The 22580-nt window shown below is 68.2% G+C and carries 16 protein-coding genes and 3 rRNA genes; 16 read left to right on the top strand and 3 right to left on the bottom strand.

Annotated elements, in window-relative coordinates:
• Window positions 1-443: 443 nt before the first annotated feature.
• The 16 genes from BLU20_RS09445 (at window position 444) to BLU20_RS09365 (ending at window position 19765) form a co-directional block, all read left to right on the top strand.
• A 16S ribosomal RNA gene (locus BLU20_RS09445) occupies window positions 444-1966 on the top strand.
• A gap of 389 nt (window positions 1967-2355) precedes the next feature.
• Window positions 2356-5465, top strand: a 23S ribosomal RNA gene (locus BLU20_RS09440).
• A gap of 115 nt (window positions 5466-5580) precedes the next feature.
• Window positions 5581-5697: ribosomal RNA gene (gene rrf, locus BLU20_RS09435) — 5S ribosomal RNA — on the top strand.
• Together the 16S, 23S and 5S rRNA genes form the textbook arrangement of a ribosomal RNA operon.
• A gap of 379 nt (window positions 5698-6076) precedes the next feature.
• The gene (locus BLU20_RS09425) at window positions 6077-6742 is read left to right on the top strand and encodes a hypothetical protein (RefSeq protein WP_197675387.1); all 666 of its coding nucleotides are present in this window, start codon (window positions 6077-6079) and stop codon (window positions 6740-6742) included.
• Window positions 6739-7758 (top strand): HAD-IIA family hydrolase, encoded by a 1020-nt coding sequence (locus tag BLU20_RS09420; RefSeq protein ID WP_083372361.1) that lies wholly within the window; start codon window positions 6739-6741, stop codon window positions 7756-7758. Before BLU20_RS09425 ends, BLU20_RS09420 begins: the two co-directional genes overlap by 4 nt.
• 60 nt (window positions 7759-7818) lie before the next feature.
• Window positions 7819-8013 carry a hypothetical protein gene (locus BLU20_RS09415; protein WP_083372360.1) on the top strand — a complete coding sequence of 65 codons (195 nt, stop codon included), beginning with the start codon at window positions 7819-7821 and terminating at the stop codon, window positions 8011-8013.
• 1 nt (window position 8014) lies between these two features.
• Window positions 8015-8878: a TlyA family RNA methyltransferase gene (locus BLU20_RS09410; RefSeq protein ID WP_083372359.1), complete on the top strand. Its 864-nt coding sequence runs from the start codon at window positions 8015-8017 to the stop codon at window positions 8876-8878.
• Window positions 8875-9795 carry an NAD kinase gene (locus tag BLU20_RS09405; protein WP_083373007.1) on the top strand — a complete coding sequence of 307 codons (921 nt, stop codon included), beginning with the start codon at window positions 8875-8877 and terminating at the stop codon, window positions 9793-9795. Before BLU20_RS09410 ends, BLU20_RS09405 begins: the two co-directional genes overlap by 4 nt.
• Before the next feature lie 8 nt (window positions 9796-9803).
• The gene (recN, locus tag BLU20_RS09400) at window positions 9804-11501 is read left to right on the top strand and encodes a DNA repair protein RecN (protein ID WP_231959174.1); all 1698 of its coding nucleotides are present in this window, start codon (window positions 9804-9806) and stop codon (window positions 11499-11501) included.
• Window positions 11502-11520: 19 nt separating this feature from the next.
• Entirely contained in the window at window positions 11521-12702 is a 1182-nt protein-coding gene (gene steA / locus BLU20_RS09395) for a putative cytokinetic ring protein SteA (RefSeq protein WP_029253254.1), read from the top strand.
• Between the two features lie 48 nt (window positions 12703-12750).
• Window positions 12751-13830, top strand: a complete 1080-nt coding sequence (locus BLU20_RS09390; protein WP_052367067.1) for a copper transporter — start codon at window positions 12751-12753, stop codon at window positions 13828-13830.
• Window positions 13827-14660: a hypothetical protein gene (locus BLU20_RS09385; protein WP_083372358.1), complete on the top strand. Its 834-nt coding sequence runs from the start codon at window positions 13827-13829 to the stop codon at window positions 14658-14660. The genes BLU20_RS09390 and BLU20_RS09385 overlap by 4 nt, the downstream gene beginning before the upstream one ends.
• Window positions 14660-16294 (top strand): murein biosynthesis integral membrane protein MurJ, encoded by a 1635-nt coding sequence (gene murJ, locus BLU20_RS09380; protein WP_083372357.1) that lies wholly within the window; start codon window positions 14660-14662, stop codon window positions 16292-16294. The genes BLU20_RS09385 and murJ overlap by 1 nt, the downstream gene beginning before the upstream one ends.
• Window positions 16291-17391: a glycosyltransferase family 4 protein gene (locus tag BLU20_RS09375; protein ID WP_083372356.1), complete on the top strand. Its 1101-nt coding sequence runs from the start codon at window positions 16291-16293 to the stop codon at window positions 17389-17391. The genes murJ and BLU20_RS09375 overlap by 4 nt, the downstream gene beginning before the upstream one ends.
• Before the next feature lie 41 nt (window positions 17392-17432).
• Window positions 17433-19112 (top strand): CTP synthase, encoded by a 1680-nt coding sequence (locus tag BLU20_RS09370; protein ID WP_029253259.1) that lies wholly within the window; start codon window positions 17433-17435, stop codon window positions 19110-19112.
• Window positions 19109-19765 carry an NUDIX domain-containing protein gene (locus BLU20_RS09365; protein WP_083372355.1) on the top strand — a complete coding sequence of 219 codons (657 nt, stop codon included), beginning with the start codon at window positions 19109-19111 and terminating at the stop codon, window positions 19763-19765. The genes BLU20_RS09370 and BLU20_RS09365 overlap by 4 nt, the downstream gene beginning before the upstream one ends.
• Before the next feature lie 3 nt (window positions 19766-19768).
• On the opposite strand, the gene BLU20_RS09360 is transcribed toward BLU20_RS09365, so the two are convergent.
• The 3 genes from BLU20_RS09360 to BLU20_RS09350 form a co-directional block, all read right to left on the bottom strand.
• On the bottom strand, window positions 19769-20695 hold the full coding sequence (locus tag BLU20_RS09360; RefSeq protein WP_083372354.1) for a COX15/CtaA family protein: 927 nt from the start codon (window positions 20693-20695) through the stop codon (window positions 19769-19771).
• Window positions 20696-20781: 86 nt separating this feature from the next.
• Entirely contained in the window at window positions 20782-21537 is a 756-nt protein-coding gene (locus BLU20_RS09355) for an ABC transporter permease (protein WP_083372353.1), read from the bottom strand.
• Window positions 21534-22463 (bottom strand): ABC transporter ATP-binding protein, encoded by a 930-nt coding sequence (locus BLU20_RS09350; protein WP_231959173.1) that lies wholly within the window; start codon window positions 22461-22463, stop codon window positions 21534-21536. Before BLU20_RS09350 ends, BLU20_RS09355 begins: the two co-directional genes overlap by 4 nt.
• Window positions 22464-22580: the final 117 nt, after the last annotated feature.

The following is a 22580-nucleotide window of genomic DNA, read 5'->3' as shown; positions in this document are numbered from 1 at the left end:
AGGGGAGACGGACAGAAGCCTTCGGGCAGATGGCCGGCCCGAGGCTGACAATCCTCTTCGGTCGAAGCAATGTTTCGACCCCGAAAGAGTTCGATCGTTTCGCAGAGTTGGACGCGGGAGATCGGGTCTGGTAGGTTGGAGAGGTTGCCCCGGGTTCGGGTCGCTGAGGTTCGGCGGGTCGGGACGGTGCGTGCTGGTTGTTTGAGAACTCAACAGTGTGCTTGATAGTCAATGCCAAAGTTTTATCTCCTGGCTGGTGACTGTGGCTGCCCGTTCGGGTGGTTTCGGTTGGTGGTTGGGGGTCTTTGGACAACAGTTTTTGAAAACGTTAGTTTTCGAATCTGATTGCCAGATTAATGAGGCCGCGCATCGTTTGGTGTGTGGTGCTTCGTATGGTTGTTTGCTGGCTGGCTCCTTGTGGGTTGGTTGGTTGACGTTGATCATTTACGGAGAGTTTGATCCTGGCTCAGGACGAACGCTGGCGGCGTGCTTAACACATGCAAGTCGAACGGTGAAGCCCAGCTTGCTGGGTGGATCAGTGGCGAACGGGTGAGTAACACGTGAGGAACCTGCCCCTGACTTCGGGATAAGCCTTGGAAACGGGGTCTAATACCGGATATGACACCTTCTCGCATGGGATGGGTGTGGAAAGATTTATCGGTTGGGGATGGTCTCGCGGCCTATCAGCTTGTTGGTGGGGTAATGGCTCACCAAGGCGACGACGGGTAGCCGGCCTGAGAGGGCGACCGGCCACACTGGGACTGAGACACGGCCCAGACTCCTACGGGAGGCAGCAGTGGGGAATATTGCACAATGGGCGCAAGCCTGATGCAGCGACGCCGCGTGAGGGATGAAGGCCTTCGGGTTGTAAACCTCTTTCAGCAGGGAAGAAGCGCAAGTGACGGTACCTGCAGAAGAAGCGCCGGCTAACTACGTGCCAGCAGCCGCGGTAATACGTAGGGCGCAAGCGTTGTCCGGAATTATTGGGCGTAAAGAGCTCGTAGGCGGTTTGTCGCGTCTGGTGTGAAAACTCAAGGCTCAACCTTGGGCGTGCATCGGGTACGGGCAGACTAGAGTGCGGTAGGGGTGACTGGAATTCCTGGTGTAGCGGTGGAATGCGCAGATATCAGGAGGAACACCGATGGCGAAGGCAGGTCACTGGGCCGCAACTGACGCTGAGGAGCGAAAGCATGGGGAGCGAACAGGATTAGATACCCTGGTAGTCCATGCCGTAAACGTTGGGCACTAGGTGTGGGGCTCATTCCACGAGTTCCGTGCCGCAGCAAACGCATTAAGTGCCCCGCCTGGGGAGTACGGCCGCAAGGCTAAAACTCAAAGGAATTGACGGGGGCCCGCACAAGCGGCGGAGCATGCGGATTAATTCGATGCAACGCGAAGAACCTTACCAAGGCTTGACATATACGAGAATCTGCTGGAGACAGCAGCCTCTTTGGACACTCGTATACAGGTGGTGCATGGTTGTCGTCAGCTCGTGTCGTGAGATGTTGGGTTAAGTCCCGCAACGAGCGCAACCCTCGTCCTATGTTGCCAGCACGTGATGGTGGGGACTCATAGGAGACTGCCGGGGTCAACTCGGAGGAAGGTGGGGATGACGTCAAATCATCATGCCCCTTATGTCTTGGGCTTCACGCATGCTACAATGGCCGGTACAAAGGGCTGCGATACCGCAAGGTGGAGCGAATCCCAAAAAGCCGGTCTCAGTTCGGATTGGGGTCTGCAACTCGACCCCATGAAGTCGGAGTCGCTAGTAATCGCAGATCAGCAACGCTGCGGTGAATACGTTCCCGGGCCTTGTACACACCGCCCGTCAAGTCACGAAAGTCGGTAACACCCGAAGCCGGTGGCCTAACCCTTGTGGAGGGAGCCGTCGAAGGTGGGACTGGCGATTGGGACTAAGTCGTAACAAGGTAGCCGTACCGGAAGGTGCGGCTGGATCACCTCCTTTCTAAGGAGCTTTTCTCCCCCCGGTTGGGGGGCAGAGGCCATGGCTCACACCGTTCGCGTGTGGGGGTGGTTGCTCAAGGGTGGAACATTGACGAAGTCGACTAGTTGTCGTGTTGGTGCGAGTACGCCTGGTTGCCGGCCCCTGTTGGGGTTGGTGGTGGGTTGGAAAGTGTTGGTGCGGTGGGTGGTTGGCGTAGAGCACACTGTTGGGTCCCCAGATCATCAGCTCGTTTGGCGGGTTGGTTGTTTGGATACGGGTCACCACGACAGCACACTTTGGTGTGTCGGTAGGGTGGGATCGTCCGTTGCTTGAGAACTGCATAGTGGACGCGAGCATCTTTGAATTAATCGAAGATCTAACGATCTTTGGTTTCTGCAATTTTGTTGTTTTGTTGAAGTTTTTAAGGGCACAGGGTGAATGCCTTGGCACTAGGAGCCGAAGAAGGACGTTGTAGCCTGCGATAAGCCTCGGGGAGTTGGCAAACGAACCGTGATCCGAGGATGTCCGAATGGGGAAACCCCGCCACAGTCATGTGTGGTGACCCGCACCTGAATATATAGGGTGTGTGGAGGGAACGCCGGGAAGTGAAACATCTCAGTACCGGCAGGAAGAGATATTCCGTGAGTAGTGGCGAGCGAAAGCGGATGAGGCCAAACCGTTCGTGTGTGATAGCTGTCAGGCGTTGCACGTTCGGGGTTGTGGGACCTTTCGGATCTGACTGACATCAGGTCAAGGAGTAAGAAAGTCGCGTGATAGTCGAAGGGCATTGAAAGGCCCGGCACAGAGGGTGCAACCCCCGTAGACGAAATCGCGTGGCCTCCTGAAGGGGATCCCAAGTAGCACGGGGCCCGAGAAATCCCGTGTGAATCCGGCAAGACCACTTGCTAAGCCTAAATACTACCTAGTGACCGATAGCGGACAAGTACCGTGAGGGAAAGGTGAAAAGTACCCCGGGAGGGGAGTGAAATAGTACCTGAAACCGTGTGCCTACAATCCGTCGGAGCCTCCCTAGCAGGGGTGACGGCGTGCCTTTTGAAGAATGAGCCTGCGAGTTAGTGCTCAGTGGCGAGGTTAACCCGTGTGGGGAAGCCGTAGCGAAAGCGAGTCCGAATAGGGCGACCATAGTCGCTGGGTCTAGACCCGAAGCGAAGTGATCTAGCCATGGGCAGGTTGAAGCGCGGGTAAGACCGCGTGGAGGACCGAACCCACCAGGGTTGAAAACCTGGGGGATGACCTGTGGTTAGGGGTGAAAGGCCAATCAAACTTCGTGATAGCTGGTTCTCCCCGAAATGCATTTAGGTGCAGCGTCACGTGTTTCTTACCGGAGGTAGAGCTACTGGATGGCTAATGGGCCTCACCAGGTTACTGACGTCAGCCAAACTCCGAATGCCGGTAAGTGAGAGCGTGGCAGTGAGACTGCGGGGGATAAGCTCCGTAGTCGAGAGGGAAACAGCCCAGACCACCAGCTAAGGCCCCTAAGCGTGTGCTAAGTGGGAAAGGATGTGGAGTTGCACAGACAACCAGGAGGTTGGCTTAGAAGCAGCCACCCTTGAAAGAGTGCGTAATAGCTCACTGGTCAAGTGATTCCGCGCCGACAATGTAGCGGGGCTCAAGTACACCGCCGAAGCTGTGGCATTCACACATTCGCCAGGCCTTCGTGGTCCAGGCGTGTGGATGGGTAGGGGAGCGTCGTGTGGGCAGTGAAGTCGCGGAGGAATCCAGCGGTGGAGCCCACACGAGTGAGAATGCAGGCATGAGTAGCGAAAGACGGGTGAGAAACCCGTCCGCCGAATGATCAAGGGTTCCAGGGCCAGGCTAATCCGCCCTGGGTAAGTCGGGACCTAAGGCGAGGCCGACAGGCGTAGTCGATGGACAAGGAGTTGATATTCTCCTACCGGCGAAGAACCGCCCATACCGAACTGAGTGATGCTAACCGCCCAAACCTCCACACCGACCCTTCGGGGTCATCGTGGCGGGGCGCGCGGGACCCGAGCTCGTACTAGGTAAGCGTATTAACAGGGGTGACGCAGGAAGGTAGTTGCGCGTGGCGATGGTTGTCCACGTCTAAGGTCGTAGGGTGTCCGGTAGGCAAATCCGCCGGGCGTGAGCCTGAGAACTGATGGTGAGCACGTATGTGCGAAAGCGATGATCCTATGCTGCCAAGAAAAGCCTCGACGCGAGGTTCTAGCCGCCCGTACCCCAAACCGACTCAGGTGATCAGGTAGAGAATACTAAGGCGATCGAGAGAATCGTGGTTAAGGAACTCGGCAAAATGCCCCCGTAACTTCGGGAGAAGGGGGGCCTGAAACGTCAACCCACTAGCTGGGCGAAGCGTGGAGGGCCGCAGAGACCAGGGAGAAGCGACTGTTTACTAAAAACACAGGTCCGTGCTAAGTCGCAAGACGATGTATACGGACTGACGCCTGCCCGGTGCTGGAAGGTTAAGAGGACGGGTCAGCACTTCGGTGCGAAGCTCAGAATTTAAGCCCCAGTAAACGGCGGTGGTAACTATAACCATCCTAAGGTAGCGAAATTCCTTGTCGGGTAAGTTCCGACCTGCACGAATGGCGTAACGACTTCTCCGCTGTCTCAACCGCGAACTCGGCGAAATTGCACTACGAGTAAAGATGCTCGTTACGCGCAGCAGGACGGAAAGACCCCGGGACCTTTACTATAGCTTGATATTGGTGTTCGGTGCGGCTTGTGTAGGATAGGTGGGAGACTGTGAAACCCGTGCGCCAGCACGGGCGGAGTCAACGTTGAAATACCACTCTGGTCGCTCTGGATTCCTAACCTCGGTCCGTAATCCGGATCAGGGACAGTGTCTGGTGGGTAGTTTAACTGGGGCGGTTGCCTCCCAAAATGTAACGGAGGCGCTCAAAGGTTCCCTCAGCCTGGTTGGCAATCAGGTGTCGAGTGCAAGTGCACAAGGGAGCTTGACTGTGAGACTGACAAGTCGAGCAGGGACGAAAGTCGGAACTAGTGATCCGGCGGTGGCTTGTGGAAGCGCCGTCGCTCAACGGATAAAAGGTACCCCGGGGATAACAGGCTGATCTTGCCCAAGAGTCCATATCGACGGCATGGTTTGGCACCTCGATGTCGGCTCGTCGCATCCTGGGGCTGGAGTAGGTCCCAAGGGTTGGGCTGTTCGCCCATTAAAGCGGTACGCGAGCTGGGTTTAGAACGTCGTGAGACAGTTCGGTCCCTATCCGCTGCGCGCGCAGGAAACTTGAGAAGGGCTGTCCCTAGTACGAGAGGACCGGGACGGACGAACCTCTGGTATGCCAGTTGTCACGCCAGTGGCACGGCTGGTTAGCTACGTTCGGAAGGGATAACCGCTGAAAGCATCTAAGCGGGAAGCCTGCTTCAAGATGAGGTTTCCACACCCCACGGGGTGGAAGGCACCCAGCCAGAACACTGGGTCGATAGGCCGGACGTGGAAGGCAGGACTAAAGACTGCCGCAGCTGACCGGTACTAATCAGCCAACAACTTCACAACCCAACACTTCAATGCTTGCGTCCACTATGCGGTTCCCGAGACACGGGCACCACCAACCCCCACCCGCACACACGCGGACAACCCGGGGGAAGGAAACCCAACATCTCCATAGAGTTACGGCGGTCACAGCGAAGGGGAAACGCCCGGTCCCATTCCGAACCCGGAAGCTAAGCCCTTCAGCGCCGATGGTACTGCCCTGGGAACGGGGTGGGAGAGTAGGACACCGCCGGACAACCATTCACCAAAGGCCCACCCCAACCGGGGTGGGCCTTTGGCATACCCCCACACCACCACGTCTGACCACCCGTCTCGCGACTCCTCGCGCCGAGGGTTCTACCGGGTCGGCGCGTAGGATGATGCACTGACAACTGACGAGAGGAACCAGGGTGAACGAGCGTCGAGACTCCCAGCGTGCAGGCGGCGATCGAGGCCGAGGCGATCGGTCACGTACCCACGGTGGGGGAGCCTCTGGTGCGGGTCGAGGCCCGGACCGTCGTGATGGCGGTGAAGGACGCTACGGAAACCGACCCGGCACCGGTTCGCCCCGTCGGGACGAGGGAGCCCGGTCCGACGCCCCCCGGAGGGACGACCGTGACCGGCCTCGCGATCCGTTGATCCCGGACGGGATCTCGTGGCACGACCTCGACCGGGACGCACGTGGTCGCCTCCGTGGTCTGACCAAGGAGAACGCCGAGCGTGTCGGGGAGCACCTCGTCATGGTGGGTCGACTTCTGGACGACGACCCCGAGCGCGCGTACCTGCACGCACAGGCTGCGGTTCGTCGGGCCGGCCGGATCGACGTCGTCCGCGAAGCCGCGGCACTCGCCGCATACCGCACCGAGCGGTACGCGGAGGCGCTCCGGGAGTTCAGGACCGTTCGTCGCCTGAACGGCTCGTCCGAGCACCTTCCGATGATGGCTGACTGCGAACGCGGCATGGGTCGCCCCGAGCGGGCGCTCGACCTCGCCGTGTCTGAGGAGGCGTCCACCCTGTCCCGTGCCGCCGCAGTCGAGCTTGGCGTCGTGACGAGCGGTGCTCGGCTGGACCTGAAGGAGCCCGAAGCGGCGCTGTCGGTGCTCGACTCCCTCGGACAGGTGCCACAGGTCCTTCGCGAGCGAGTCGCCTACGCCCGCGCAGCAGCCCTCGAGGCACTCGGTCGGCCTGGCGACGCCGCCGCGACGCTCGCGCCCTATGTCGAGGACGACGACGACGTCGTGGTCTTCGACCTCGAGGCCGAGGAGCCTCTGACGCGGTCAGAGAGCGGAGATGACGCGTGAGCGGGGGACTGCTTGCCTGTGAGGGACCTCTGATCGACGCGTTCGACCTGGCACTCGTCGATCTGGACGGTGTCGCGTACGCGGGCCACCAGCCGATCGAGCACGCCGCGGACGGGCTCTCGGCAGCGCGCAGTGCCGGTGTCCGCCTGGTCTTCGTCACCAACAACGCCTCGCGGGAGCCTGAGGACGTCGCCGGGCAGCTCTCTGAGCTGGACATCCCGGCGACCGCCGACGACGTGATGACCGCGGCCCAGGCTGCCGCGGCGTTGCTCCGTACACGGCTCGACGTCGGGGCGACGGTCCTTGTCATCGGTGGGGCAGGCCTGCGCACCGCCGTCACGGCGGCGGGCCTGACGATCGTGGACAGCGCCGACGACGCACCCGACGCGGTCGTCCAGGGCTTCTCGCCCGAGGTCGGATGGAAGGACCTGGCCGAGGCGGCGTTCGCCGTGCAGCGCGGTGCATGGTTCGTCGCGAGCAATCGCGACCTGTCGATCCCCCAGGCGCGCGGGATCGCCCCGGGGAACGGCTCGCTCGTGGCGGCGGTCGTCGCCGCGACAGGCGTCGAACCGGAGAGCGCCGGCAAACCTGCACCGACGATGTATCAGATGGCCGTCGACCGTGTCGGCGGGAACCGCACTCTCGTGATCGGCGACCGCCTGGACACGGACCTCGCCGGCGCTCGTGCAGGTGGGTTCCCGGGACTCCACGTCCTCACCGGTGTGAACTCGGGTCGTGACGCCGTCCTCGCCGACGCGTCGATGCGACCGCACTTCATCGGGCGGGACCTGCGTGCGCTGACGCAGGCGCACGCCGCGCCGCGTCATCGAGAGGACGGCTCGTGGGAGTGCGGCGGGGCCACGGCGCGGGTCGACGGTGGGCGGCTCCGGCTGGACCACGGCGACGCCTCCGACCCTGTCGACGCCGTGCGCGCCGCGTGCGGTGCGGTCTGGGCGGCGCGGGACGACGGCGTTCGGATCGACGAGGACTCCGTTCCCGAGTTCGACGTCCGATGACCGTCAGTCGCGGCCGGTAGCGTGGTAGGTCTGCAGTTCGACGAGATGGGGAGGGCGAGCATGGGCGACGTGCCCGAGGGCTCCGTGCCGGCCGAGAGGGCGGCGCCGAAGCCGCGCGATCCGGACGCGCCGTGGGGGGAAGACGTCCGGGAGCTGCTCGACGACCTCGGTTCGCGGCCCGTTGCCGAGCACCCCGACGTCGTCGACGCCGTCCAGGCGCGACTCGCGGAGCGACTCGCAGACCCTGAGAGCTGAGATGTTGAACCGTCTGGACGTCGAGCTCGCGCTCCGTGGCCTCGTTCGCTCGCGCGAGCGCGCGAGCCGTCTCGTCAAGGCAGGCTCGGTGACGGTGGACGGCGTCGTGGCGACCCGCCCGTCGGCGAGGATCAGCCCGTCCGCGGCGCTGGTCGTCGACGACGCGGAGTTCGTCTCGCGCGCGGGTGCCAAGCTGGCCGGAGCCGTCGACGCGTTCGCCGCGTCCGGTGCGCCCGTCTCCGTCGAGCGGGCGCGTTGCGTGGACCTCGGGGCGTCGACCGGGGGCTTCACGGACGTTCTGCTCCGACAGGGCGCTGAGCAGGTGACGGCGGTCGACGTCGGGCACGGTCAGCTCGTCGACGAGCTCCGGGACGACCCGCGGGTGGTGAACCTCGAGGGTCTGAACGTCCGTGATCTCGAGCCACAGGCGTTCGGCGAGATCGACGTCCTGGTCGGGGACCTCTCGTTCATCTCGTTGCGACTCGTGCTGCCGGTGGTCGCCTCGCTCGTCTCGGAGAAGACCGACATCGTACTTCTCGTCAAGCCCCAGTTCGAGATCGGTCGCGACCGGCTCGGGGCGACCGGCGTCGTCAAGAGCCTCGAGCAGCGGGCCGAGTGCGTGACGGCCGTCGCCGAGGCCGCAGCCCACGCAGGACTCTCCTCCGTCGGACTCGTCCCGAGCAGCCTGCCCGGCCCGAACGGGAACCGCGAGTTCGTCCTGCGGCTTCGAGCCGGCGAGCCCCCCGCGTCCGTCGTCCCGGCCGACATCGTGCGCTCGGCGGTGAGGTGGGAGACTGACCACGACGAAATCGCGACTTTCCCGACCTGGATCGCGCACCGGACGACGTGGACGGAGGAACCGTGACCCGACGGGTACTCATCGTGACGCACGGTGGTCGGCCCGACGCCGTCGCGACGGTGCGGGACGCCGTGCGCGAGCTGGAGGGCGCAGGGTTCTCCGTCGCGCTGCACGACGACGACCTCGCTGAGGGGTTTGGCAACGCAGGTCTGCCCATCGACGTCGTCCGCAGTGCGGAGCGGGTCGAGGAGGTCGAGATGGTGCTCGTCCTCGGCGGGGACGGCACGATCCTGCGTGCCGCAGAGCTCACGCACGGGACGTCGGTGCCCCTCGTCGGGATCAATCTCGGTCACGTCGGATTTCTCGCGGAGAGCGACCGCGACGAGCTGTCCGAGGTCGTCGCGCGTCTCGCGGCGGGCGACTATGCGATCGAGGCCCGCCAGACGGTCGACGTCGCGGTCCACCAGCCGGGCGTCGACGAGCCGATCCACGGCTGGGCGCTGAACGAGGCCACGGTGGAGAAGGCCGGCAGGGCGCGCATGCTCGAGGTGGCGGTCGAGGTGGACGGGCGGCCGTTGTCGTCGTTCGGCTGCGACGGAGTCGTGATGTCGACGGCGACCGGGTCGACCGCGCACGCGTTCTCCGCCGGCGGGCCGGTCGTCTGGCCCGACGTCGACGCCACGGTCCTCGTCCCCATCTCCGCGCACGCGCTCTTCGCGCGCCCCGTCGTGGTCGGCCCCGACAGCGTCCTCGCGGTCGAGGTCGCACCGACGTCCTCGTCGGGCGGGGTCCTGATGTGTGACGGGCGCCGGCAGGTCGACCTGCCCGTCGGCTCACGGGTCGAGGTCCGACGGGGGTCGGACCCGGTCCTGCTGGCGCGACTCGCCTCCGGTCCGTTCACGGACCGGCTCGTGAACAAGTTCAGACTTCCGGTCGTCGGATGGCGCGGGCGGCACCGGGGGCACGAAGGGGGAACCCGTTGATAGAAGAGATGGTCATCGAAGACCTCGGAGTGATCAGCCGCACGAGCGTCTGTCTTCATCCAGGTCTGACGGTCATCACCGGTGAGACCGGGGCCGGCAAGACGATGCTGCTCACGGGCCTCGGCCTGCTCATGGGGGGCAAGGCGGACCCGGCGTCCGTGCGCCCCGGTGCCACCCGTGCGGTGGTCGAGGGGCGGATGCACCTCCCGGAGAGCTCTGCCGCGCGTGAGATCGTCCACGAGGCCGGGGGGGAGCTCGACGACGACGGGTCCGTCGTGGTCGTCCGGTCCGTCGCCGCGGAGGGGCGCTCGCGCGCGCACGTGGGTGGCCGCAGCGTCCCGCAGGCGCTGCTCGTCGACGTCGCCGGGGAGCTCGTGACGGTCCACGGCCAGGCCGACCAGATCCGCCTGCGCACCCCGAGCCGGCAGCGTGATGCGCTGGACGCGTTCGCGGGCAAGGAGCACACGGGCACGCTTGCCGAGTACCGCCGGACGTGGCACGAGCGTGCGGACGTCGAGAGGCGGATCGAGGATCTCACCACGCACGCCGACGAGCGGGCCCGGGAGGCCGAGGCGCTTCGCCGAGGGCTGGCCGAGATCGAGCGGGTCGACCCGCAGCCGGGGGAGGACGCGGACCTGACCGCGCTCGTCGCTCGCCTGGGCAACTCCGAGGAGCTGCGCGGGGCGGCGCAGACCGCGCATCTCTCGCTCGTCGGGGACGAGTCGGCCGACACGTCGGAGAGCGCTGTCGTGAGCCTCGACCGTGCGCGGCGGGCCCTGGAGCAGGTCGCGGACTCGGACCCCGAGATGTCCGCGCTGGCCCGCCGTCTCGTCGAGGCGGAGTACATGCTCAACGACGTCGCGTCGGACCTCGCCGCGTACGTCGACGGGTTGCAGGCCGACCCCGGCGGGCTCGAGAGCGCGCACGCGCGGCTCGCGGAGCTCACGACGCTGACCCGGACCTACGGGGAGTCGATCGACGACGTGCTCGCGTGGGCGAGCGCTGCAGGACTCAAGCTCCTCGACCTCGACGACGACGGCGCCGGCCTCGACGCGCTGCAAGAGCGCCACGCCGAGCTCGACGCCGAGCTGCGCCGGCTCGCCGACCGCGTCACCGAGGGGCGGACCCGCGCGGCTCGCGAGCTGGACGAGGCCGTCAGCGCGGAGCTGGCGGGGCTCGCGATGACCGGGGCCAGGTTGTCGACGGCGGTCGAACCGGCCGACCTGTCGGCGTCCGGCGGGGACAAGATCGCGATGCAGCTCGTCCCGCACCCGGGCGCCCCGCCCCGTCCTCTGGGCAAGGGCGCGTCCGGTGGTGAGCTCTCACGGGTGATGCTCGCCATCGAGGTGGCCCTCGCGGCGACGCGCGGCGCGCACGGTGGCGGCCCTCGGACCTTCGTCTTCGACGAGGTCGACGCCGGTGTCGGAGGGCGTGCCGCCGTCGAGGTCGGTCGTCGGCTCGCCCAGCTCGCGCAGCGAGCCCAGGTGATCGTCGTGACGCACCTCGCGCAGGTGGCCGCCTTCGCGGACCGCCAGCTCGTCGTGGCGAAGGACACCACGGGTGGATCGACCGTGACGGGTGTCTCGGAGGTGACCGACGACGCGCGTGTCAGCGAGCTCGCGAGGATGCTCTCGGGGCAGGACGACTCGTCGACGGCGTTGCGCCACGCGCACGAGCTGCTCGAGTCGTCCACGGTTCAGCCGTGACGTGGGACGATATGCACCGATGAGACTCTCGACGCGCCGGAAGGCGCCAGAACCGACGACGCCCGGCACGCACGGCACCGCACGTGTCGACCGCCGGACCAAGGGCCTGACCAAACGGCTTCGCGACGGCGACGTCGCGGTCATCGACCACGTCGACATCGACCGGGTCGCCGCGGACGCCCTGGTCACCGCGGGTCCCGCCGTCGTCCTCAACGCCGCACGTTCCACCTCCGGGCGGTACCCCAACCTCGGGCCCGAGATCCTCGTCGACGCCGGGATCGTGCTCGTCGACGACCTGGGCGACGCCGTCATGGAGATCCCCGAGGGCGAGACCGTCCGGGTCGACGGCGGTGCCGTGTACCTGGGTGACACGCTCGTCGCCGAGGGGACGGTGCAGACACCGCAGACGATCGCCACGAACATGGCCGAGGCGCGTGAGGGCCTGTCCGACGAGATCGAGCGGTTCGCCGAGAACACGATGGACTACCTGCGTCGCGAGCGTGACCTTCTGCTCGACGGCGTCGGCGTGCCGGCTGTGTCGACGAAGATCGACGGCCGACACGTCCTGATCGTCGTCCGTGGCTATCACTACCGCGAGGACCTCGCGACGCTGCGCCCGTACATCTCGGAGTACAGGCCGGTGCTGATCGGCGTCGACGGCGGGGCGGACGCGATCATCGACGCGGGCTGGAAGCCGGACATGATCGTCGGCGACATGGACTCGGTGTCGGACCGTGCGCTCGCGTCCGGCGCGGAGATCGTCGTCCACGCGTACCGCGACGGCAAGGCGCCGGGCCTCGACCGGGTGACGGACCTCGGGGTCGAGCCCATCGTCTTTCCGGCGACCGGCACGAGCGAGGACATCGCGATGCTCCTCGCGGACGACTCCGGTGCCGAGGTCATCGTCGCCGTCGGAACCCACGCGACGCTCGTCGAGTTTCTCGACAAGGGGCGTGCAGGAATGGCGAGCACGTTCCTCACGCGGCTCCGCGTGGGAGGCAAGCTCGTCGACGCCAAGGGCGTCTCACGCCTCTACCGACAGCGCATCTCGAACATGCAGCTCGTCCTGCTCTCGCTCGCAGGACTGTGCGCGGTCATGGCCGCCCTCGCGGCGACCGCCGCCGGACAGACGTTCTTCGGTATCGTCGGCGCACACCTCGACACGTTCTGGTCATGGGTGGGCTCCCTCTTCGGAGGCTGAGCGTTCCCCTGATCCCCAAGCCCCACCGACGAAGGACCGACGAACACCGTGATCGACTTCCGCTACCACATCGTCTCGCTGATCTCGGTGTTCCTCGCGCTCGCCGTGGGGATCATCCTGGGAGCGGGCCCGCTCGAGGGGCCGATCGGTGACCAGCTCACCGGCCAGGTCGACCAGCTGCGTGCCGAGCGCAACGAGCTGCGCGAGGAGCTCGACGAGTCCGAGGACGCGGGAGACGCCGCGGCGGCGTTCATCGAGGCGAGCGGGCCACGGCTCGTGGACGGCTCGTTGGACGGTGTCTCGGTGGCCGTCGTCGCGCTCGGCGACCTCGACCAGGTCCGCTACGAACCCGTGGCCGAGCAGCTCGAGCTGGCCGGGGCGACCGTGACGGCCTCGGTCGCCATCACCGAGTCGTGGACCGGTGACGACAGCACCGCACGCGTCGCTGCGGCGGAGGACCTCGCGTCGCAGGACGGGGCAGAGACCTCGGACACCGGCACGGAGGAGAGCACCGACGAAGAGTCGATGGCCGACGAGGACGCCGTGCAGGCCCTGGCGACCGCGCTCGCCACCTCGTTGACGGAGCCTGCCTCTGTCGAGGGCAGCGACGACGGGTCAGCAGTTCTCCAGACTCTCGTCGACGCCGGACTGCTTACCGTCTCCGAGGACGTGACCGCTCCGGCCGAGACCATCCTGCTGCTCTCGCCGCCGGCCGACCCGGCAGCCGACACGAGCGAGGGAGAGGCCGTGCCGACCGAGGCGGGAACCGACGCGCCGACGGCGGAGACCGACGCGGGTCCGGTGCAGATCGAGGCGTCGATCGCTCTCGCGTCCGCCGAGGCGGCCCAGGGCGCCGTGGTCGCAGGGCCGGCCGCGGTCGACGGAGACCTGATCACCCTCCTGCGCGACGAGGAAGAGCCCGTGTCCACGGTCTCCGGTACCGGTTCGCTGGCCGGTCAGATCAACGTCCCGCTCGCACTGGCGGCGTCGTACGTCGACGTCGTCGGTCACTACGGGTTCGAGGAGAGCGCCACGTCGGTCATGCCCGACGCCGTCGAGCTGCCCGAGCGGATCGACGGTGCGCCGTCGGCGAGCGACCAGTCGGCGTCGGTCGACGAGGCAGCGTGAGGCGCCGTCGCGCGGTGGCCGCCGCGATCGTGGCCGCGGGCGTGACGGCCACGGCGCGCGAGCTCGGGCAGGCGCTCGCGGGCCCCGACGCGCCGCGCTGGACGCGCACGAACCATGCCGGCAACCCGGTAAGCCTGCTCGAGGGCCCGGCCGTCGCCGTGGGGACAGGGCTCGGGGCCCTCGCAGGAGCGCCGAGCGCCCGTCACGGGAGTGCGGTCGCGATTGCGGGGCTCGGTGCCGGCGCCTTCGGTCTGGTCGACGATCTCACCGAGGACCCGTCGACCCGGGCCAAGGGGCTGCGGGGCCACCTCGGTGCGCTCGCCCGGGGCGAGCTGACGACCGGGGGCCTGAAGGTCCTGGGCATCGGCGCGACCGCGGCACTCGCCGCGGCCGTCGTCCCGCGCCGTTCCGTCGGAGTCGGACGCGTCCTCGACCTGGCCGTCGACACGGCGCTCGTCGCCGGGGCGGCGAACCTCGTCAACCTCCTCGATCTCCGTCCCGGACGGGCGTTGAAGGCCTCCGTGGTCGGTGCCGTCCTCCTGGCGCCCTCGTCCCCGGGGAGCACCGGGGCCGTCGTCGGTGCCGGCGTCGCAGCGGCACCGGCCGACCTCGCCGGCCGGGACATGCTCGGCGACTGCGGAGCCAACGCGCTGGGTGCAGTGCTGGGCGCCGAGCTGGCCGCCACGGCGCCCCGCCCGGTCCGATGTGCCGTCCTGGCAGGGATCGTCGGTCTGACGCTCGCGAGCGAGCGCGTGAGCTTCTCGGCCGTGATCGCCGACAACCCGGTCCTGCACCGTCTGGACACGTGGGGCCGGGGCGGAGAGCACTGATGTCCCCGCGGGCACGGGTCGCGGTCCAGTCTCTTGCCGGTGCCGCCGCGATGATCACCGTCGTCACGCTGATCAGTCGCGCACTGGGCTTCCTGCGCTGGGGCGTCCAGGCCGGCCAGGTCGGGTCGGACAACCCCGTGGCGGAGGCCTACTCCACCGCCAACCTGCTCCCGAACGTCCTGTTCGAGGTGGCAGCGGGCGGGGCCCTGGCCGGTGCGGTGATCCCGCTCCTCGCCGGTCCGATCGCCCGCAGCTCGCGCGTCGAGGTCTCACGCACCGCATCCGCGCTCCTGTGCTGGAGCCTGCTCGTCCTGGTTCCGCTCGGCGGTCTCGTCGCGGTCTTCGCGGGACCGCTCGTCGACCTCGTCGTCGTCGCCGTCGGCGGCGCGGCTGTCGAGTCCGGCACGGCGGAGCTCGCGACGGGATTCCTGCGGGTCTTCGCCCTGCAGATCCCGCTCTACGGCGTCGGGATCGTCATGTCCGGCGTGCTGCAGGCGCACCGTCGGTTCTTCTGGCCCGCCGCCGCGCCGATGTTCTCCTCGGTCGTCGTCATCGTCGCGTACTTCGTCTACGGAAGCCTGGTCGGCTCGGCGCCGGAGACCGCGGCCGAGGCGTCCGACACGGCACTGGCATGGCTCGCCTGGGGCACGACCGCGGGTGTCGCCGCCATGAGCCTTCCCCTGGTCGTGCCCGCGATGCGTACGGGGGTCAGGCTCCGACCCACCCTGCGATTCGCACCGGGCGAGGCGCGCCGCGTGCGAGCTCTCGCGCTGGCAGGGATCGGTGGGCTGGCAGCCCAGCAGGTGTCCGTCGTCGCGGTGATGCTGGCGGCGAACCGGTACGGCGGCCCCGGGTCCGGGACCTTCCCCGTCTACACGTACACCCAGGCGGTCTACTGGCTCCCGTTCGCCCTGCTCGCGGTCCCGCTGGCCACGAGTGCCTTTCCTCGCATCGCCGAGCGTGCCGCGGCGGACGACCTCCCGGGCCTGGGACGACTGTTCTCGCGCACGACGCGGACCATGCTCACGATCGTCGCCGCCGGGGTCGCCGGGGTGATCGCCGCCTCGGGCGCGGTCGAGGCGGTCTTCGCGACGTTCGCCGACGGAACCGTCTCCGGCATGGGGGCGGGCCTGGCGTGGATGGCGCCCGGGCTCCTGGGATATGCGCTCATCTTCCACGTCTCACGAGCGCTGTACTCGGTCGACCACGGACGAGCCGCCGTCGTCGCGACAAGTGCGGGATGGTTCGTCGTCTCGATCCTGGCGTTCGTCCTCCCGGCGATCGTGCTGGGCGACGACAGGAACCGGGAGGCCACGCTCGTCCTGCTCGGAGCGGCGAACACCGTCGGCATGACCGTGGCGGCCGTGCTGCTTCTCGCGGCCGCGCACCGACACCTCGGCGACCAGGCGATGCGCGGTACCGGGCGCACCACGGTCGTCATCACGCTCGGGGGTGCGCTCGGCGCGGCCGCGGGTGCAGCGCTCAACCGCCTCGTCCTCCCGGACGACGCGTCGTTCGTGGGTGGCGCCCTGGTCGGTCTGCTGGCAGGCGTCGTCGGGGCGGGGATCGTCCTGGCCGTCTCGTGGCTGGCGGACCGGCGAGCGCTCGCCGCCGTCCTCGGAGGAGAAGCATGAGAGTCGTCCAGGTGCTGGGTTCGAGCGCAGGGGGCGTCGCGCGCCACGTGGCGCAGGTGGCGCAGGCGCTGACCGACGCGGGGATCGACACGCGCGTCGTGGGTCCGCGCTCGGTCGAGGCGCTCGCGGCGCCTCCCGGGGTGCCGTTCGCCGCCGTCGAGATCACGGACCGACCTCGTCCCGCGGACGTCGCGGCCGCGACGGCCCTGCGGCGTGCGGTCGTGGGCGCCGACGTCGTCCACGCGCACGGCCTGCGCGCCGGCGCGTTGGTCGTGCTCGCCACGCGTGGGTTGCGCGCACGGCCGCGCATCGTCGTCACGGTGCACAACCTGCCGGTCGGGTCCCGGGCGGTGCGTGGCGTCTCCGCGGTCCTCGAACGCATCGTCGCCCGGGGCTCCGACGTCGTGCTCGGGGTATCCGGAGATCTTGTCGACGCGATGGCCGCCCGTGGAGCCCGCGACGTCGCGCGGGCGCTCGTCCCCGCGCCGAGCCTTGCGGACGGGCCGGTACCCGAGAGTGAGCGCTCTCGGGCCGTCGCGTCGGTGCGTGAGGAGCTGGGCATCGACCCGGACGAGGGGCTCGTGGTGACGGTTGCCCGGCTGGCGCCCCAGAAGGGTCTCTCGACGCTCGTCGACGCCGCAGCCATGATCGACCACGACGTCACGTGGGTGGTCGCAGGGGACGGTCCGCTGAGGGAGGAGCTGCTCGGGCGCGCCGTCGACCGTGGTGCGCCCGTGAGCCTTCTCGGCCGACGAGACGACGTCGACCGGCTCCTGCTCGCGGCGGACGTCGTGGTCAGCGCGGCCGTGTGGGAGGGGCAGCCCATCGGCGTCCAGGAGGCGCTGGGGGCGGGTGCCGCTCTCGTCGTGACGGACGCGGGGGGCACCTGTGAGGTCACCGGGGACGCCGCCCGTGTCGTCCCTGTCGGGGACGCACGGGGCCTGGCCGACGCCGTCGGGCACGTCCTGGGGGACGAGGCCGAGCGTGACCGGCTCCGTTCCGCGGCCCGCGACCGGTTCCTGGCCCTGCCCAGGGTCGAGGACGTCGTCGGACAGCTCCTGCGTGCATACGCGGGCGGGACGAGCGTCACCTCCTAGTGGACGGGCGCGTCCGCCATCCACTGTTAGCATGGAGTTCCGTGGCAGACCCTTTGATCCAGACCCCCAGCCCCCTCGACTCCGGCGCCGACGCGCGCCACACGACGCGGCACATCTTCGTGACCGGAGGCGTCGCCTCCTCGCTCGGCAAGGGACTGACGGCTTCCAGCCTCGGCCGTCTGCTGCGCAGCCGTGGACTTCGCGTCACGATGCAGAAGCTCGACCCGTACCTCAACGTCGACCCGGGGACGATGAACCCGTTCCAGCACGGTGAGGTCTTCGTGACCGAGGACGGGGCGGAGACGGACCTCGACATCGGTCACTACGAGCGTTTCCTCGACAACGACCTGCCCGCCTCCGCGAACGTGACGACCGGCCAGGTGTACTCCCAGGTCATCGCCAAGGAGCGCCGCGGCGAGTACCTCGGTGACACCGTGCAGGTCATCCCGCACATCACCGACGAGATCAAGTCGCGGATGCGCGCCCAGGCCGGTGCCGACTACGACGTGATCATCACCGAGGTCGGTGGCACGGTCGGCGACATCGAGTCCCAGCCGTTCCTCGAGGCTGCGCGGCAGATCCGCCACGAGCTCGGTCGCGACGACTGCTTCTTCCTGCACGTCTCGCTCGTGCCGTACATCGGCCCCTCGGGCGAGCTCAAGACCAAGCCGACGCAGCACTCGGTCGCCGCGCTGCGGTCGATCGGCATCCAGCCCGACGCACTCGTGCTGCGGGCCGACCGCGAGGTGCCCGAGTCGGTCAAGCGGAAGATCGCGCTCATGTGCGACGTGGACAACGAGGCCGTCGTCGCCGCCGTCGACGCGCCGAGCATCTATGACATCCCGCGGGTCCTGCACGGCGAAGGGCTCGACGCCTACGTCGTCCGTCGGCTCGGGCTCTCGCACGGAGACGTCGACTGGGACGGCTGGACGGAGCTGCTCGAGCGCGTGCACCGCCCGGCGCACCAGGTCGAGATCGCCCTCGTCGGCAAGTACATCGACCTGCCCGACGCGTACCTGTCGGTGACCGAGGCGCTCCGCGCCGGCGGGTTCGACAACGACGCCAAGGTCTCGATCCGCTGGGTGACCTCGGACGACTGCCAGACCCCTGAGGGAGCGGACGACGCTCTCAGCGGCGTGGACGCGATCCTCGTCCCCGGCGGCTTCGGCGTCCGAGGTATCGAGGGGAAGCTCGGCGCGCTTCGCTGGGCGCGCGAGAACAAGGTGCCGACGCTGGGCATCTGCCTCGGACTCCAGTCGATGGTGATCGAGTACGCCCGCAACGTCGTCGGCATCGCGGACGCGTCGTCGACGGAGTTCGACCCCGACACGGCGCACCCGCTGGTTGCCACGATGGCGGAGCAGATCGAGTTCGTCGGCGGCAAGGGTGACATGGGCGGCACCATGCGTCTCGGCGCGTACGACGCAGCTCTCGCCCCGGGGTCGGTCGCCGCCGTGGCCTACGGCTCGGAGCTGGTCTCGGAGCGCCACCGTCACCGCTACGAGGTGAACAACGCCTACCGGTCGCAGCTCGAGGACGCCGGTCTGGTGATCTCCGGGACGTCTCCGGACGGCTCGCTCGTCGAGTTCGTGGAGCTGCCCCGGGACGTCCACCCGTACTACGTCAGCACGCAGGCGCACCCCGAGTTCAAGTCGCGCCCCACGCGCGCCCACCCGTTGTTCTCCGGCCTGGTCGCCGCGGCGGTCGAGGCCCAGCGGTGAGCGCGCCGCTCGCGGACGAGCCGGCGCGGCGCACCGTCCGCGAGCGGCGTCTGGTCCATCGGGGTCCGATCTGGGACGTCGTCGCGGACGACGTCGAGCTGGACCCGGGCGTCGTCGTCACCCGTGAGGTGATCGATCACCCCGGTGCGGTGGCGGTCGTCGCGCTGGACCCCGACGACCGTGTCCTGCTCCAGCGGCAGTACCGGCACCCCGCGGGCCTTGAGATGTGGGAGCCGCCCGCGGGGCTCCTGGACGTCGTGGGTGAGGACGCGCTCACCGCGGCGCAGCGCGAGCTCTACGAGGAGGCCGACCTGCGCGCGACGCGCTGGGACCTCCTCGTCGACTACTCGACGACGCCGGGCGGGTCGACGGAGGCCCTCCGCGTGTTCCTCGCGCGTGATCTCGTCGAGGTTCCCGCCGCCGAGCGCTTCGAGCGGGAGCACGAGGAGGCCGGCATGCCGGCACGGTGGCTTCCGCTGGAGGAGGCTGTCGACGCGGTGCTCACGGGCGGCCTGCACAACCCCAACACCGTGGTGGGCGTCCTCGCCGCGGCTCAGGCACGCGCCCGCGGCTGGTCGACGCTCCGTCCGGCCGAGACGCCGTGGCCACATCGACGCCGTCACGTGATGGCGGACGTCGACCCGCGCGCCTGAGGGTCAGAGCGCCTCGCGCACGCGCATCGTGAGCGGAACCTTCACGACCCCTGCGACGAGAACGGCCGCGCCGAGCATGTGGAGCCCGACGAGCAGCGCCGGAAGCCCGGTGAAGTACTGCACGTAGCCGATCAGGCCCTGCCCGAGCGTGATCACCACGACGATCCAGAGCGCCTTCGTCACCGCCCGCGGCGCGTTCGTGCGGAAGGCGACCACGAGGGTCACCGCGAGCACCGCGAGGAAGATCCACACGGAGGCGGCGTGAAGCCGGGTCATCAGGGCCGGGTCGACCCCGATGCGGTAGGCGATCTCGTCGTCCCCGCTGTGCGGACCCGCCCCGGTGACGATCACACCCAGGACGACGACCGGCACCATCAGCACGACGAGCCACGTGCCGAGCGTGTGCAGAGCGGGTTCCACGACCCGTCGCGGCGGCGCGTCGCCCTCGCCGGAGCGGTGCAGCAGAAGTGCCGAGACGGCGACCAGGCACGCCGAGATCACGAAGTGCAGCGAGACCAGCCCGGGGTGGAGGTGGAGCAGCACGAGGATTCCGCCGAGCAGGGCCTGGGCGACGACGCCGACGAGCGGGACGAGACCGAGCAGTCGGTAGGCGCGCGAGCGGCTGCGGTCGGTGCAGACGAGCAGGACGACCGCGATGGCGAGAACACCCAGGACCCCGGTGATCGTCCGGTTCCCGAACTCGATGTACTGGTGGTACGACGTCTCGGGGTGGAACGCCGCGGTGAACTGACCGGGTTCGCACTCGGGCCACGTCGAGCAGCCGAGCCCCGACCCGGTGAGGCGGACCGCCCCGCCGGTCACGATGATGCCGATCTGGACGACGAGGTTCGCGACCAGGACTCCGTGCGTCCAGGGGCGGAAGCGTGCCAGCCAGTCGGTCTGCGGGGGCGTCTGCGTGGGCGTGCTCACGCCTCTACGGTAGTCGGTCCGATCCTCGTTCCCGGCGCCTGCGAGTGTGACGTCGGCCCGGGTTCCTCGGCCGTCGTGCCGGCGACCTACTGCCAGCGGAACGTCCTCGCGGTCAGAACCGACAGTGCGGCCGCCCAGAGGGCAAGGATCGCCAGCGAGCCGAGCGCGAACGTCCCGTCGACCAGCGCCGCCGACATCGCCTCCGCGAGCGCGCCCGACGGCAGTGCCATGACGATCGGGCCGAGGATCCCCGGCAGGTGGTCGGCGGGGATGATGACGCCTCCGCCGAGCGCGAGAAGGATCAGGACCAGGTTGGCAACCGCCAGCACCCCCTCTGCGCGCATGGTCCCGGCGATGAGCAGGGCAAGAGCGGTGAACGCCGCGGTACCGAGCAGGACCGCCACGAGCGCCGCGAGGAGACCGGAAGGGTCGGGGGACCATCCGAGGAAGAGCGCGGTCGTGGCGAGCACGAGGACCTGGACGACCTCCACGGCGAGGACCCCCAGCACCTTTCCGGCGACGAGTCCGCCGCGGCCCAGGGGAGTCGTGGCCAGGAGCCGGAGCACCCCGTTCCGACGGTCGAAGGCCGTCGCGATGGCCTGTGACGTGAACGCGGTCGCCATGACGGCCAGGGCGAGCACGCCCGGCGTCACGTAGTCGACCCGGGACAGGCCACCCGTGTCCATCGAGACGACGTCGGTCGCCACGAGGCCGACGAGCACGATGGCGGGCAGGATGATGGTGACGAGGAGCTGCTCGCCGTTGCGCAGGATCGCGCGCGTCTCGAACGTCGCCTGCGCGAAGATGCGCCGTGACGCGGGAGCCGGCGTGGAGGTCGTCATCGCAGGGTCCGTCCGGTGAGTTCGAGGAAGACGTCCTCGAGCGTGCGCCGGCCCGTGCTGATGCGGTGGGCGAGCGCGTCCGCCTGCACGAGCCAGGTCGTCGTCGCACGGAGGGCGGCGGGGGTGACCTCACCGTGCAGGAGGTAGACGCCGGGGGACTCCTCGACGGCGTTCCAGTCGGACCCTGTGTCCTGCGAGAGCAGGCTCGCCGCGATCGCGACGTCGAGGCCCGTGGACGTCTCGACGCGGATCGTCTGTTCGCGGCCCGCCAGCAGCTGCTCCGTCGTCCCCTCGGCGACGACGGAACCGTGGTCGACGACGTAGACGCGGTCCGCGAGGTTCTCGGCCTCGTCCATGAGGTGGGTGGTGAGCACGATGGCGACGCCCGTGTCCCGGAGCTCACGTACGAGGTCCCAGACGGCGCGGCGGCTCTGCGGGTCGAGTCCGGCACTCGGTTCGTCGAGGAAGACGAGCTCCGGACGGCCGACGACGGCGATCGCGAGGGCGAGGCGCTGGCGCTGCCCGCCCGAGAGCCGACGGACCGTCGTGCCGGCGAAGCCTGCCAGGCCGAGCCTGTCGACGAGGTCGTCGACGGAGCGGGGACGGGCGTACATCGTGGAGACGTGCGTGAGCACCTCGAGGGCGCGCGCGCCGGAGGGGAGGCCGCCGTCCTGGAGCATGACACCGACGCGTGCGCGTGCTGCCGAGGCCTCGGCGGCCGGGTCCATGCCGAGGACCCGGATCTCGCCCGAGTCTGGCGTCCGGAGGCCTTCGCAGCACTCGATCGTCGTCGTCTTGCCCGCGCCGTTCGGACCGAGCACCGCCGTGACCTGGCCGGCGTGCGCCTCCATGCTCAACCGGTCGACGACGGGGCGGCCGTCATAGCTCTTCGTCAGGTCGCGGACGACGAGGGCGGGATTGCTCACTGCGGCAGTCTAGAGGGGTGCGCGGGACAGGTCCTGTGAGGGTCGCCTTGCTTGCCAACCGGCAATTAGAGAACGAGGATGTTGCGATATGCGGACTGTCCGCATTCTTCGACGCGA

The sequence above is a fragment of the Paraoerskovia marina genome (assembly GCF_900105445.1).
GTDB classification, from domain to species: Bacteria; Actinomycetota; Actinomycetes; order Actinomycetales; family Cellulomonadaceae; genus Paraoerskovia; species Paraoerskovia marina.
Note: the sequence above shows the minus strand (reverse complement) of the source record. Positions and strands in the feature narration are given on the sequence as shown.